The organism is Cerasibacillus sp. JNUCC 74 (genome assembly GCF_053667775.1).
In genome coordinates this window covers 3,343,493-3,356,968 of the sequence record NZ_CM132207.1, presented here as the reverse complement: position 1 = coordinate 3,356,968, position 13,476 = coordinate 3,343,493, and the positions used below count along the sequence as shown (strand labels likewise).

12 protein-coding genes, 1 pseudogene and 1 riboswitch are annotated in these 13,476 nt (G+C 36.0%); of the genes and pseudogenes, 9 read left to right on the top strand and 4 right to left on the bottom strand.

What is annotated here, in order from left to right; translation table 11 throughout:
- Window positions 1–31 precede the first annotated feature (31 nt).
- The 8 genes from JNUCC74_RS14965 (at window position 32) to JNUCC74_RS14930 (ending at window position 8,140) form a co-directional block, all read left to right on the top strand.
- Entirely contained in the window at window positions 32–613 is a 582-nt protein-coding gene (locus JNUCC74_RS14965) for a DUF4256 domain-containing protein (RefSeq protein ID WP_454065962.1), read from the top strand.
- A 1,024-nt stretch (window positions 614–1,637) separates the two neighbouring features.
- Complete coding sequence (locus JNUCC74_RS14960) at window positions 1,638–2,093, top strand: PTS sugar transporter subunit IIA (RefSeq protein ID WP_454065961.1); 456 nt, start codon at window positions 1,638–1,640, stop codon at window positions 2,091–2,093.
- A gap of 27 nt (window positions 2,094–2,120) precedes the next feature.
- Window positions 2,121–3,461 carry a PTS galactitol transporter subunit IIC gene (locus JNUCC74_RS14955; RefSeq protein WP_454065960.1) on the top strand — a complete coding sequence of 447 codons (1,341 nt, stop codon included), beginning with the start codon at window positions 2,121–2,123 and terminating at the stop codon, window positions 3,459–3,461.
- Between the two features lie 291 nt (window positions 3,462–3,752).
- Entirely contained in the window at window positions 3,753–4,037 is a 285-nt protein-coding gene (locus JNUCC74_RS14950) for a PTS sugar transporter subunit IIB (protein WP_077318236.1), read from the top strand.
- Window positions 4,038–4,082: 45 nt separating this feature from the next.
- A complete protein-coding gene (locus tag JNUCC74_RS14945; protein WP_454065959.1) occupies window positions 4,083–4,763 on the top strand; it encodes a triose-phosphate isomerase in 681 nt (226 codons plus the stop codon).
- Between the two features lie 187 nt (window positions 4,764–4,950).
- A complete protein-coding gene (locus JNUCC74_RS14940) occupies window positions 4,951–5,484 on the top strand; it encodes a YjbQ family protein (protein ID WP_454065958.1) in 534 nt (177 codons plus the stop codon).
- 42 nt (window positions 5,485–5,526) lie between these two features.
- Window positions 5,527–6,369 (top strand): class II fructose-bisphosphate aldolase, encoded by an 843-nt coding sequence (locus JNUCC74_RS14935; protein ID WP_454065957.1) that lies wholly within the window; start codon window positions 5,527–5,529, stop codon window positions 6,367–6,369.
- Between the two features lie 115 nt (window positions 6,370–6,484).
- Window positions 6,485–6,584: riboswitch (purine riboswitch) on the top strand.
- Window positions 6,585–6,805: 221 nt separating this feature from the next.
- Entirely contained in the window at window positions 6,806–8,140 is a 1,335-nt protein-coding gene (locus tag JNUCC74_RS14930) for an NCS2 family permease (protein WP_077318232.1), read from the top strand.
- 297 nt (window positions 8,141–8,437) lie between these two features.
- On the opposite strand, the gene JNUCC74_RS14925 is transcribed toward JNUCC74_RS14930, so the two are convergent.
- The 3 genes and pseudogenes from JNUCC74_RS14925 to msrA form a co-directional block, all read right to left on the bottom strand.
- Window positions 8,438–8,575, bottom strand: a complete 138-nt coding sequence (locus tag JNUCC74_RS14925; protein WP_454065956.1) for a hypothetical protein — start codon at window positions 8,573–8,575, stop codon at window positions 8,438–8,440.
- Between the two features lie 221 nt (window positions 8,576–8,796).
- Complete coding sequence (locus JNUCC74_RS14920; protein WP_077318230.1) at window positions 8,797–9,972, bottom strand: MFS transporter; 1,176 nt, start codon at window positions 9,970–9,972, stop codon at window positions 8,797–8,799.
- Between the two features lie 800 nt (window positions 9,973–10,772).
- Window positions 10,773–11,299: pseudogene (gene msrA / locus JNUCC74_RS14915) on the bottom strand (peptide-methionine (S)-S-oxide reductase MsrA).
- Window positions 11,300–11,728: 429 nt separating this feature from the next.
- Between msrA and JNUCC74_RS14910 the strand changes: the two are divergent.
- Window positions 11,729–12,403: an MOSC domain-containing protein gene (locus JNUCC74_RS14910; protein ID WP_454065955.1), complete on the top strand. Its 675-nt coding sequence runs from the start codon at window positions 11,729–11,731 to the stop codon at window positions 12,401–12,403.
- 360 nt (window positions 12,404–12,763) lie between these two features.
- Here the strand turns inward: JNUCC74_RS14910 and JNUCC74_RS14905 are convergent, their stop codons facing one another.
- Complete coding sequence (locus JNUCC74_RS14905) at window positions 12,764–13,198, bottom strand: Hsp20/alpha crystallin family protein (RefSeq protein WP_454065954.1); 435 nt, start codon at window positions 13,196–13,198, stop codon at window positions 12,764–12,766.
- Window positions 13,199–13,476 lie beyond the last annotated feature (278 nt).

Sequence of the window (13,476 nt, the reverse complement as noted above, 5' to 3'; positions counted from 1 at the left end):
ATGAGCAAAAAACAATAAGGGGGAAACTAACATGACAAAGAGAGATAAAACCAGCAATAATAAAGAGCTGTCACTAGAACAACGTGAAGAATTACTCAGAACATTGCAAGCTCGTTTTGAGAAAAACATGAACCGTCATAAAGGTCTTGAATGGGCTAAAGTCCAAGCAAAGCTGGAAGCTAATACTGAAAAACTATGGTCGCTCAATGAAATGGAACGAACTGGCGGTGAACCAGATGTTGTTGGTTATGATAAAAAGAAGGATGAATACATTTTTTATGATTGTTCAGCGGAAAGTCCTAAAGGTCGCAGAAGTGTTTGTTACGACCGTGAAGGGCTGGAGTCAAGGAAAAAACATAAACCGGAAAATAGCGCTATTGATATGGCAACTGCCATGGGCATTGAACTATTAACGGAAGAACAATATCGAGCGTTGCAAAAACTTGAAAAATTCGATATGAAAACGTCGAGTTGGGTGCAAACACCCTCTGATATTAGGGAACTCGGCGGTGCCCTTTTTTGCGATTATCGCTTTGGGCGTGTTTTCGTGTATCACAATGGTGCGTCCTCTTACTATGGAGTTAGAGGGTTTCGTGGTTCCCTAAGGGTTTAAATTTTGCACAGACAGCTAAATTTGAAGTTAGGGAACGGATCACCTACTTAGACTTTCATTTTATTCTTCAACAAATAGGTGGATTGCGGAAGAACAGTCGAAAACTGAAATAGAAAAATTCTACATGATAATCTGAATACCTAAAATAAAAATATGTAGCAGTGAACTGAAAAAGGTTGCTGTTATTTTTTTATTTCATTTAAAGATATCTCCTGTTTATTTATTTTATCCTTAATTGGATACCACTAGAAATATTAAGAAACGCCTTGAAGTGTTATGGGATTATTATGGCTGTAAATGTGCCAACAAACAATATCTGATCAAATATATTACTTCATGCCCAGCTTGCTTATGTTCAGTTGGGCTTTTTTATACTAATAGGAAAGTACAAAACTTTAGGCTCTATCGTATAAGAAAAACAGAGCTTTCGACATAAAACTTGGTGACAAGCCAAATTTTTTCTAATGTCTTATAAGGATTTTTTTCCAAAAAACTGCTTCTATTTTTGGCATTAAATAAATGCTTGTTAAGGGTTATGAAAGGGAAAATCATCACTTCATTTTTAGGTTGCGAAGGGAAGTGAATGACATACGAACTTACGCGTACCAATGACTATTCGGTGTATCTTTAACGAATGTTGCACCGAGTGTTATAAATGCTCTAAAAAGGGAATGGTTCAATTTGATGTATTAATAAAGTTACATCAAGGGATATCCCATAAAGAGTGCGATGGTAGAGATAGGGATGAAATTAAAAACGATAGGATTTTGGAGCTATTTGTAACGAGTCAAAAATCAAATACAGCTGTTCAATACGCAATGCTACATATAAGATTTCGAAACATCTAAGTTTCTGAAGCCAACGAGAAATCCAACTAGTAACGCTAATAATGATCGTATAAATTTAAAAAAATTGGCTAGGATAAATATAAAAATAAATGTCGGAAACAAATTACAATATACAGTAAAGGTTAAAAATGGTTGTAGATCTTTAATAAAAGAAATTTTAGAAAGAAGGCTCTTTGATGTATTTTAATAAAGAAATAGTTTTGCTTAATTTTGATGGAAACTCTAAAGAAGAGGCCTTAAGGGTCTTATCGGATTATTTTATTAAACATGGTCTAGTTACATCAGACTTCTATGAAGGAATAATATCCAGAGAATCTAAATTTCCAACCGGATTATTTGTTAATGGAACTGGTGTTGCAATACCGCACACGGATAGTGAAAAAGTAAAACATTCACAGATTGGGTTTATGTCACTAAAAAAACCTGTCAGATTTAGGGATATGGCCAATAAAGATAATGAAATAGAAGTATCATTAATTTTCATGCTGGCATTAAAGAAATCGGATGAACAGTTGTCGATTTTGCAAAAGCTTATTGATCTTTTCCAAAACGAAAGATTAGTCAATCAATTAAAAGAATGTACGTCACGGATTGAATTTAAAAACATAATGAAAAATGCTGAAATAGAATAAAAGGCTATTTAAAAAGGAGGAGTTTCGATGCAAGTCTTTCAACAGGTAATTCAATGGTTTCTTGATTTAGGAGCAAGTGTTATGCTTCCAATTATTTTCTTGGCATTTGGCTTGATTTTAAGGATAAAGCCAGGAAAGGCCTTTAAATCTGCTTTAACTATTGGGATTGGCTTTATTGGCTTGAATTTAGTCATTGGTCTTTTGACTGATAACTTAGGTCCGGCTGCTAAAGCAATGGTTGATAATTACAATTTATCGTTACAAACAATAGATGTTGGTTGGCCGGCAGCATCAGCGATTGCATATGGTACCCTTTTGGGAAGTATGGCAATAATTGTCGGTATTTTAGTAAATGTCGTATTACTTTTATTTGGATTGACCAAAACGTTGAATGTTGATATTTGGAACTTTTGGCATATTGCCTTTACAGGATCAATCGTATATGCAGCAACAGCAAGTTTTGCTTTAGGTATTTTCACCATGATTACGCATTCCATGCTTCTCTATTTTATGGCGGATAAGAGTGCGAATTATGTTCAAGAATATTATCAGTTACCTAATATGTCATTTCCGCATGGTTCTTCGACGCCGGGTTTTCTTTTGGCATTACCATTGAACTGGGTTTTTGACCGAATTCCCGGTTTAAATAAAATAAATATCAGCCCTGAATTAGTTCAAAAAAGATTTGGTGTTTTTGGTGATACAACGGTTTTAGGTTTTTTTATTGGAATAATTATTGGGTTATTAGCTGGTTATGATGTTAGTGGCACTTTAAATTTGGGTGTTGTAACCGGTGCTGTCATGTTGCTTATGCCTCGGATGGTTGCTTTATTAATGGAAGGGCTTACCCCCATTTCTGAAGCCGCAAGTAGTTGGGTGCAAAGACGGTTCCCCGGTAAAGAGTTATATATAGGAATGGATAGTGCATTGGCTGTTGGTCAATCATCCGTTTTATCGGCTTCATTATTATTGGTACCGATTGCATTACTGTTAGCAGTCATTTTACCTGGAAATACGGTACTGCCTTTAGGCGATTTAGCCACAATTCCTTTTATGATTTGTTTAATGGCGGCAGTCTTTAGGGGAGACATACTTCGTACTGTGATAGGGGGAGCATTATATATTGTTACAACACTGTATGTGGCATCTTGGGCAGCTCCGCTAATCACCGATTCCGCAATTGCATCCAACTTTGATTTAGGAGGAAATCCCTCCATAAGTGTATTAAGTGATGGCGGTGCATGGACAACCATTTTATTTGGTGGTTTGGGAATAACTTGGTTAGGGATCGGATTCATTTTCGTTGTTGTCTTATTTGCCTTGATTTACCAAAGTAAGATCAAAGGCAGTAAAAAAATAGAGTCTTAAGTCTTGGGTAAAACAAAAAAGTTGGTAAACATCATCAACCTTATATGTTTTTACATTCAAAGTAAGATTTGAAAAATTAGGTTCTGCGTTAAAATCCAATGCTGACATGGAAGGGGAAATATGGTAATTGAGCTTATTAAATAACCAAACTCTTTTAATCCTGCTATGGTGAAGCTAGATGTAAGCTAACATAGCACCATGTAATTTAGCTCGTATGGTATTGTTCATTCTTCAAGCATACATGTTGTTGTTAGCCGGAATTTAAAAGTTAAATTTATGGGAGGAATGTAAATGAAAAAATTATTAATTATGTGTGGAACAGGAGTTGCAACATCAACTGTCGTTACAGGCAAAATAAAAGATTGGCTAAAGGAAAATAATTTGGAAAATACAGTGAAGTTATTCCAAAGCAAAATTTCAGATGAAATAAATAATATTGACAATTATGATGTAGTCATTAGTACAACCATTGTGCCTGATCATCTTAAAAGTAAGGTGATTAATGGAGTCCCTTTATTAACCGGGGTTGGCAAAGAAGACGTTTTTATTCAACTTAAAGAAAAGTTAACAAATTAATATCTTGGCTAAAATTGAATATTTGATTAGAAAGGAATTTTCAATATGATTAACTACAATTTTAAAAAACCGGTTTTTATTGTAAATCCTAAATCATATCTTTACGGAGATGATTTATTAAAATTAGCTAAGATTTCAAACGGATTGGCAGAGAAATATGATATTGACATACTATTTACAGGTCAATTAGTGGATCTACCGAAGATAATAGAGAATACAAATCATTTAATCATTACCGCTCAACATATGGATCATTTAACACCAGGAAGAGGTATGGGTCATGTTCTTCCGGATGCTTTAAAAAATATCGGCGTGAAAGCTGTAGTTTTAAATCATGCAGAAAATCCGTTAACTTTATCCAGCCTAGATAAAACAATACGAAGAGCTGATGAATTGGGACTCATTACAATTGTTTGTGCTGACACGGTACAACAATGTAAGGCAGTTGCAGAGTTAGAGCCTAATATGATTATTTGTGAACCAACCAGTTTAATTGGAACCGGTACTACGAGTGAATCGTCTTATCGAAAAGAAACAACATCTGCAATCAAACATGTGAATTCAGATATCCTGGTTCTTCAGGCAGCAGGTGTAAGTACCGGAGAAGATGTCAGACAAGTTATCCGAGAAGGTGCTGATGGTACTGGCGGAACAAGTGGAATTATTAAGGCTCCTGATTGGAAAGCAAAATTAGAAGAAATGGTAAGTAGTTTATCCCGTATGTAAGGTGCCGTAAGACTCCCACTTCAAGAGCCTGAGTTGGTACAAAAGGGTCTAAGTGGGAGATAACGGCACCTAAATGCCCGATTCGTTTAAGGGGCCTTTAGGTCATACCCTGTTGTACTAACATTCAGTAGGAGATGGAAGAAAACTCCTACTGAATGAAGTTTCACTTTATAAAGGAGGAACATAAATGATTGTTTATAACGATACGTTAATCATAACTTCAGTAGGAAATAGAGTTTCATACCATGAGATTACAGATCAAATTAGGGAAATTGTTAAGAAAAGTAAAGTGAAAAACGGCTTATGTGTCGTTTCTTCACCACATACAACTTGTTCTGTATTCTTTGAGGAATATTCACATGATAGGAACTATGCGGGTGATGAATATCTTCAAGTTGATTTAAATAATGTTTTAGAGAAAGTGGTGCCTAGATGCCTTTCGGAAGGACAGTATTATCATCCGGGACCTGAGCATACAAAATTCGGAATAGAACTGCCAAAAGAAGAAATGAGCACCGAGGGCACAGATTTAGTCCCGGATAAACGGTCGTTATTAAATACAGAGGCTCATATAAAAGGTACACTGATTGGCTCTAGTGAGACGTTTATTATTGAGGAGTCAGAACTGCAAATTGGAAAAGTAGGTTACATTTATTTTGTAGATTGGGATCAGAATCGAGAAAGAAATAGACAATGCAAAGTGCAAGTTCTTGGGGAATAATGAACCAAACCTTGAAACTTCAATCAAAGGAGAGCGGGCTTAATGCTAGTTACGTTAAAAGAAATTTTGGAGATCGCGGAAAAAAGAGATTGTGGAGTTGCAGCAATAAATACACCCACATTTGAAAGTCTAGTTGCTGCCATAAGGGTAGCCGAAAAAAATAATGCTCCGATAATTATTCAACATGCACAAAGCCATGAATATATTAACCAAATAGAAATGATCGGACCAGCTATGGTTGCCTTGGCCAAAAATGCAAGTATACCGGTATGTGCACATGTTGATCATGGTGAATCCATAGAGTATCTGGAGAAAGGTTTAAAGCTTGGATTTACATCCATCATGTATGACGGATCGAGACTAACATATGAGGAGAATGTTAAAAACACGAAAAAGGCGGTAGAACTAGCTCATAAATTTGATGCAAGCGTGGAAGGCGAGCTAGGTATGATGGCAGGAAATGAGCTGGGGGAAGATTCATCAGACGATAACGAAGAAAGTTATTATACGGACCCACAATTAGCTCATCAATTTGTAAAAGAGACAAATATAGACGCATTGGCAGCTTCTTTTGGTACAGTTCATGGATTTTATAAAAGGCAACCAAAATTAGATTATGAATTAATAAAGGAGATTGCTGAATTAACAAAATTACCATTGGTCATGCATGGGGGCTCAGGCCTAAGCCCGGAAGAATATAAACGATCGATTAAAAACGGCATAAGAAAAATTAATTATTATACGTATGGCGCTAAAGCTGGTGCAGATGCCACTAAGGACTTTATCAAGAATAATAAGGCAGTTTTATTTTCTGAAATATCACGTGTGGCACAAGATGCTATGGAAAAGGACTTTCAACACATTATAGATATTTTTTGCTATTAACCATTTTAAAAATGATACAACATTCGTGTTTAGGGAAATAAACGAACAATAAAGGTGTTTTTAAATTTAATGTTCGTATTACGTTGACTTTTGACAAAAAAACACGTATGATAATCCTGTGTTTATAAAATAAATGCGTATAATTTGGGAATAGGGCCCAGAGTTTCTACCAGACTGCCGTAAATAGTCTGACTACGCAAAAGATGAATGATGTTTTTAGGATTATTGTTTTTAGTGATAATAATCACATTCGTTTTTTGACCAGATATAAAGAAGCTCTTGGGGAATTATTCTCAAGAGTTTTTTTGTACTATAGGAAAGTATAAAACTTTATGGTTTATAGTATAAGAAAAACTTTTGCCATAAAGACTTGGCGACAAGCCAAGCTTTTCTAAAAGGGCTTATTTTAACAGCTAGATTAGAAAGGGGAAGCATGATGAAGAAGTACTTTCGCTTTGATGAACTAGGTACGAATTACCGTACTGAATTTATGGCGGGATTAACGACCTTTTTAGCAATGGCCTATATTTTATTTGTTAATCCAGCTACATTAGCATTAGTGGGAATTGAAGAGTTGCCAGAGGGCATTACTCGTATGGATCAGGGAGCGGTTTTTGCTGCTACTGCTATTGCTGCAGCAGTTGGTTCATTATTTATGGGGGTTATCGCTAAATACCCAATTGCATTAGCACCTGGTATGGGTTTAAATGCATTTTTCGCTTATACCGTTGTTTTAGGTTATGGCATCCCATGGCAAACAGCATTAAGTGGAGTTCTCGCTTCTGGACTTATTTTTGTTTTACTTACATTAACAGGCTTAAGGGAAAAGATTATTAATGCTATTCCAGCAAATTTAAAGATGGCAGTTGGTGCAGGAATTGGGTTCTTTATTGCATTTATCGGATTTCAAAATTCCGGAATTATAATCGCCAATGAAGCTACGTTGCTGTCATTAGGTGATCTAACATCTCCAACTGTTCTACTATCGGTTTTTGGGCTGGTTATTTCGATTATTTTAATGACCATTGGTATTCGTGGAGGCATCTTTTATGGCATGATTATAACTGCTATAGCTGGTATGGTAACGGGTTTAATTGCACCACCAACAGGTATTGACGGAGTTGTTAGCAGTGTGCCAAGTCTTGCCCCAACATTTGGACAGGCATTTGTGAATTTTGGCGATATCTTTACATTACAAATGCTTGTGGTGATTTTAACATTCTTATTCGTAGACTTTTTTGATACAGCAGGTACATTGGTTGCCGTAGCTAACCAAGCAGGATTAATGAAAAATAATAAGCTGCCACGTGCAGGTAAAGCACTGTTTGCAGATTCAGCTGCTACTGTAGTTGGTGCAGTAGTTGGTACATCAACGACAACTTCTTACGTTGAATCTACAGCTGGAGTTGGAGCAGGGGGGCGTTCTGGCTTTACCGCTGTTGTTACTGCGATGTTTTTCTTGCTTTCTTTATTCTTCTCGCCGTTATTAAGTGTTGTAACGACCGAAGTTACGGCGCCTGCATTAATTATTGTTGGGGTATTAATGGCTTCTTCGTTAAAGAATATTGAATGGGAACAATTTGAAATAGCTGTACCAGCATTTCTAATTATAATTGCAATGCCTCTAACATACAGTATTGCGACTGGAATTGCTATTGGTTTTGTATTCTATCCGATAACGATGCTTTTAAAGGGCCGTGCTAAAGAAATTCATCCTGTTATGTATTTATTGTTTATTATCTTTATTTTATATTTTATCTTTTTAAGATAAAGCTAAAGGTGGTTGCTTCAACAAAGAGCATCCACCTTTTCAACTATTGGATTATAGAAAACGATATCTTTTTTACATGATGCATATCTTTTTTTAAAAAGTAGCTTTGTTTTCTAGCTTAGGTGATGAGCGCTGGTTAATATAACCTTTTTGATAAGTCAACAGTTGTCCCTCCAACCGTATTTTTTTATCCGTTAAAATTTTGCAAAGTTTGTCCGTTGCTAAGCAAGCATCTGCGCTTTTATTATTATAAACGAATACATAAAATCACTAACCTCTTTTAAGATTAAAAGCTTGTTAAATTTGCTTTTCCAACTGTGCTAATAAGGAAATCACTTGACTAGATGCTGCTCGGAGCTGTTCAAAATAATGCTGTGCTGTAGCTCGATCCCCTTGTTCATAACTTTCAATTGCTAATTTCGCATAATGATGCACTTTTTGATGCGGCTCTTCCAACTGATGAAATATGGAATTGGATGTCAAGTGAACATGAAAAAAAGTTAGCCGGTACTTACCTATTTGCTAATAAAATCAGAGGTCAGGTAATTCCTAATTGTGATTTTCTAGAAAAGTATTGTAAAATCAAATGCTCCCGCACCAATTGATGCGGGAGTCTATTGTTGAAAACGTTCAATTTGACATAATGCTTGAGCAAATTATTTATCTTTGGCATGTACATATGTTTCTTTACCATATGGTAATAGGTGGTAAATGGTAATTAATATGGTTCCAACAAGAGCGATGCCTCCCATAACAAAATATAATGTTCCGCCTCCATACGAATCAATCAATGCACCGCCTAATAATGAGCCAATGATCCCTGAGACTCCGAAAAAAGTGGCAAAAAAGACAAGATGTCCGGTTGATTGTAAAAGCTTTGGTATCAGTCGAGAAATATAGTTGAAAGAAGCTAGATAGAATGTACCAAATGTTAAGCCATGTAAAAATTGCATGCTAATAATGTGCCATGGACTAGTTGCTGAACCATAGATAAACCAGCGAATACTATATAGAATTCCAGCAACAATGACAAATACGAGTGGATGATATTTTCTAAACCAATACCCAGCGGTTGCAAATACAATGGCTTCTGTAACGACTCCAACAAACCAGGCAACTCCGACCAGCCCTTCACTTCCGCCTAATTGTTCGACGTAGAGACCAATAAAGCTATCATTTGCTCGGTGTGTAACACTTAGAAACATAATAAAAAATAAAAAGATAACAAACGGTTTGCTTTTAATAATTGCATTCACATCTTTTAGTTGGATAGGATCAGATGCGACCTCGACATCTGTTAGCTTAAAGCTGACAATGAAGGCAAGAAATCCAAACACTAAATATGGAATAATCATATATTGAATTCCCGCTCTTGTGAGCACTTCACCGATTACAAGGGATGATGTTGCAAAACCGATTGATCCCCATAGTCGAATGGTACCAAATGAAACACCTAAATCATGCGCTCGCCGCTGTGCTAAACTATCGCCTAAAGCACCGATTGGTGTTACAAAAAAATAGAACACAGCACCGACAATCAGAATTGGCAGTAGCGTATTCATTTGGAAAAATAGGATACTTAATAGAAGCAGTCCAATCAGACAAACTTGGATAACTCGTTTTACGGTCTTATATTTATCACTCATATACCCCCAAAACGGCTGTGCTATAATAGAAGCAAGTGGACCGACTGCAAGTACATAACCAATTTCCGTTCCATTAAGTCCCTTATACTTTAAGTATAAAGGTAAATAACTAAGGATAATCGTATTTGTAGCATGAAAGGCAAATAATAGCATTTTTAAAGGTATTAACGATTGCTGTTTAGACAAAATTCTCCCTCCTGACTTAATAGTATGCTAAACAACTAGATGCTCGGTTAGAAAGGACAACTTACGGGACGAAAACCAGAGATAATATTATAATTCATATAGAAGCTGTTTAAGAAGTGAGTCCGTTAGTATAAACATATCTACATTCGGAAAAGAGATTCCGCGTAAGTAACAATTTGAAGTTTTGCATCTTGCTTTATTTTCTCGCAAAGTCATAGCTTGTTAAGCTTTATCCCGCATCTAAGGTGCCGTAAGACTCCCACTTCAAGAGCCTTGAGTTGATATAAAAGGTTCTAAGTGGGAGAAAACGGCACCTAAATGCCCGATTCGTTCAAGCTAACATTCAGTAGGAGATGGAAGAAAACTCCTACTGAATGAAGTTTCACTTTATCTTTCTATTACCTAAAAATAAATATGTAGTCTAGCAATAAGATGAATCGTTTCTATTGTGGATATACTTGCACAGAAAAAAAGATAAGAATGGTATTTATTGATAGTAACATTCCCTTGTAAAGGCTCAATTATAATTAGAAAGAGCAGAGTCTTAAAAGCTTCATTGGCTAAATAGCAGCAATCTGCAAATGCTGCTATGAATAAGTTTTCGGATAAGCTAGAAGTAATGATTGTGTTAGGTAACTATACCTGATCCATTAATGAAATTTCAAACTTTTTATTTCATTCGTAGCGGGTTTTTAAATGAACGCGTACAACATTCTAGTTTAAAGGTGAAAGGTAGTCAAATTTTCTGCATGATTCTCGATGTCATAGGAAATACTTTGTCTGCCATAACTATGTTGAGGTTAACGATGTTTCCATACGTTTTCAATAAATTCATCTCTTCCCGATTTGGCACGATCTGCTTTATATGCAGCTTCATGCTTTCGATAATAATTCTGATGATCGTCTTCTGCAGGATAAAAGGTTGTAGCAGGTAAGATTTTCGTTACTATTGGTTTGGTGAATTTTCCGCTCTGGTCCAGTGTTTGCTTGGAGACTTCTGCCAATTCCTTTTGATATTCATTATGATAGAAAATGGCTGTTCGATAGGAAGATCCTCGATCATGGAATTGTCCGCCATCGTCTGTTGGATCAATTTGTTTCCAAAAAACATCTAAAATGGTTTGATATGTAATAATTTCAGGATCATAGGTTATTTCTACCGCTTCATAATGTCCCGTTGTTCCTGTTTTTACAGTTTCGTAGGTAGGTTTTTTAAACTTCCACCTGTGTAGCCAGAAACAACACGTTTAACCCCGTCCCATTCGTCAAACGGTTTTACCATACACCAAAAGCAGCCGCCTGCAAAAGTTGCTAGTTGTTTCGTCATCGTATATCCTCCTTATAAAGGGTATGCTGCAAAAAGAAGTAAAAAAAAGCTATTATTTCAAACAATCTTGAAAAATGCAATGTGTCAGTGTCTATTCTTTCTTTTTAAAAAAAATAAAAATACTTCTACGTGCGATGTGTCGCTGCCGAAGTTTTTCTTGTCCTGTTGTCTTAAATGAATCGGGTGTTAGGTGTAGTTATCCTTCGCTCAAATTCTTTTCAAACTGGTAAATTGAGAAAGATTTCTACGGGTAAACTTCTGCTCGTTTCGTCTTAACTTCAGCATTAAAATCTATTCTAATGTACAATAAACGTTAAATCATTTTTGTAGACCTTTTTGAACATCCCTTTATAATAAATCTATATTTTCAGCACTTCTTTTTAATAGAATAAAGATACTATATCATATTTTTATAGGCAGGTGATAGTAATGGAGGAGCCATATATTTATAAACTTTTTCTACATAAAGTAAAAGGAAATACGGAGTCAGCTAGTGAAAAGAAGGAATGGGTCACTGAGGAAGTAGAGGAGAGCATTTGGTTAGCAGCAAATGGTTTAATTGGAGATGAAAAAGAACAACCAAAATTGGATCAAGCCTTGTTTGCTTATCCATTTAAACATTATTACTCTTGGGTAGAAGAAATGCAATTTGCTTCCATCCCATCAGGATATGTAGGGGAAAATTTATCCGTATTAGAGATGGATGAGTATTCTGTTTTTATAGGTGATACATACCGAGTTGGTGATGCTGTTATTCAAGTAACCCAGCCATATTTGCCAACATGGAAGCTGGCTCAGAGGTTTCAGGTTGAAGACTTTGCGCTTCGTATGCAACGATCAGGGCGAACAGGATGGCATTTTCGAGTAATTGAAGAGGGAGAGATTCGAACAGACCAAGATATAAAACTACTTGATCGTCCATATTCGCAATGGTCCATCGCAGCATGTAATGAAATCATGCATATCCTTAAAGAGGATTTACGATTAGCAGATGATTTATTGCAATGTCCAGTACTTGGGAAAACATGGAAGCATTTGTTAACGAAACGACTGCGTGGAATTCCTTTACAAACAAAAAAACGATTATTTGGACCAAATATATAATAAAAGATAATAATTTTATAACACCATGATCAAAAAGCCGCGCTCTATCAAGCGCGGCTTTTTGATTTTACCTGGAAAATGATTCCATTTCGCGTAGTGGATATATGGAATCGCCGTTTCGTTTAAACATACAAGCCGCTAGTAAACCGAACGTTCCAAGTTTTTGTTATCTATTTCTATCCCGTATGTAAGGTGCCGTAAGACCCTCCCACTTCAAGAGCCTGAGTTGGTACAAAGGGGTCTAAGTGGAAGAAAACGGCACCTAAATACCCAATTCGTTCAAGGGTCTTTAGGTCATACCCTGTGGTACTAACATTCAGTAGGAGATAGAAGAAAACTCCTACTGAATGAAGTTTCACTTTATTTTTCCTCCAAGACACGGACATTAACTCTATTTTTTCGATTTGATTCCGAAATAAGCCGGTGCAGTTGAATATAGACGAGCCCATTTTTATAGGTGGCGTTTATTTTATCCGCACGGACTGGGAATGGGAGAGGAATCTTTCGTTCAAATACACCATGCAGTATTTCTTCTTTTACGACAACACCATGTGAGTTGTCCATATTAATGGTTCCTTTTAATTCTAATGTGGAATAGTCAACATAAATATCGAGCTTATCGAGATCCTCTAGCCCTGGAATATTAACAATACAGAATAATTCGTGATCGGTTTGATAAAGATTAATTTGTGGAATCGTAGGTTTAATAAGACCTTCAAATTCATTCCAAAAGCTATCGCCGAAAAAATAATCCAGATTCTTTTTCCAATCGCCCATTTGCTGAAATGGATTCATATTATCACCTCATTTTAACTAAAATAGAAGAGTCCATTTTCTTCTATAGCTTATGCCCAGATCGCTTGAATGTGCCTTGAAGTTAACGGATGGACAATACAAATAGCAGTGGAAAGATTTGTCTATTGGGTATGTGATTTCACTTTATTCCACATCTAACGTGTGCCGTAAGAATCTCCTTCAAAAGTTGTAAAAATACGAAGAAGTCTCAGTGGCAGGTAAGGACACCTATATGTGAAAGTAACTCATGCATATACAGATAATAAGGAGGAGATATT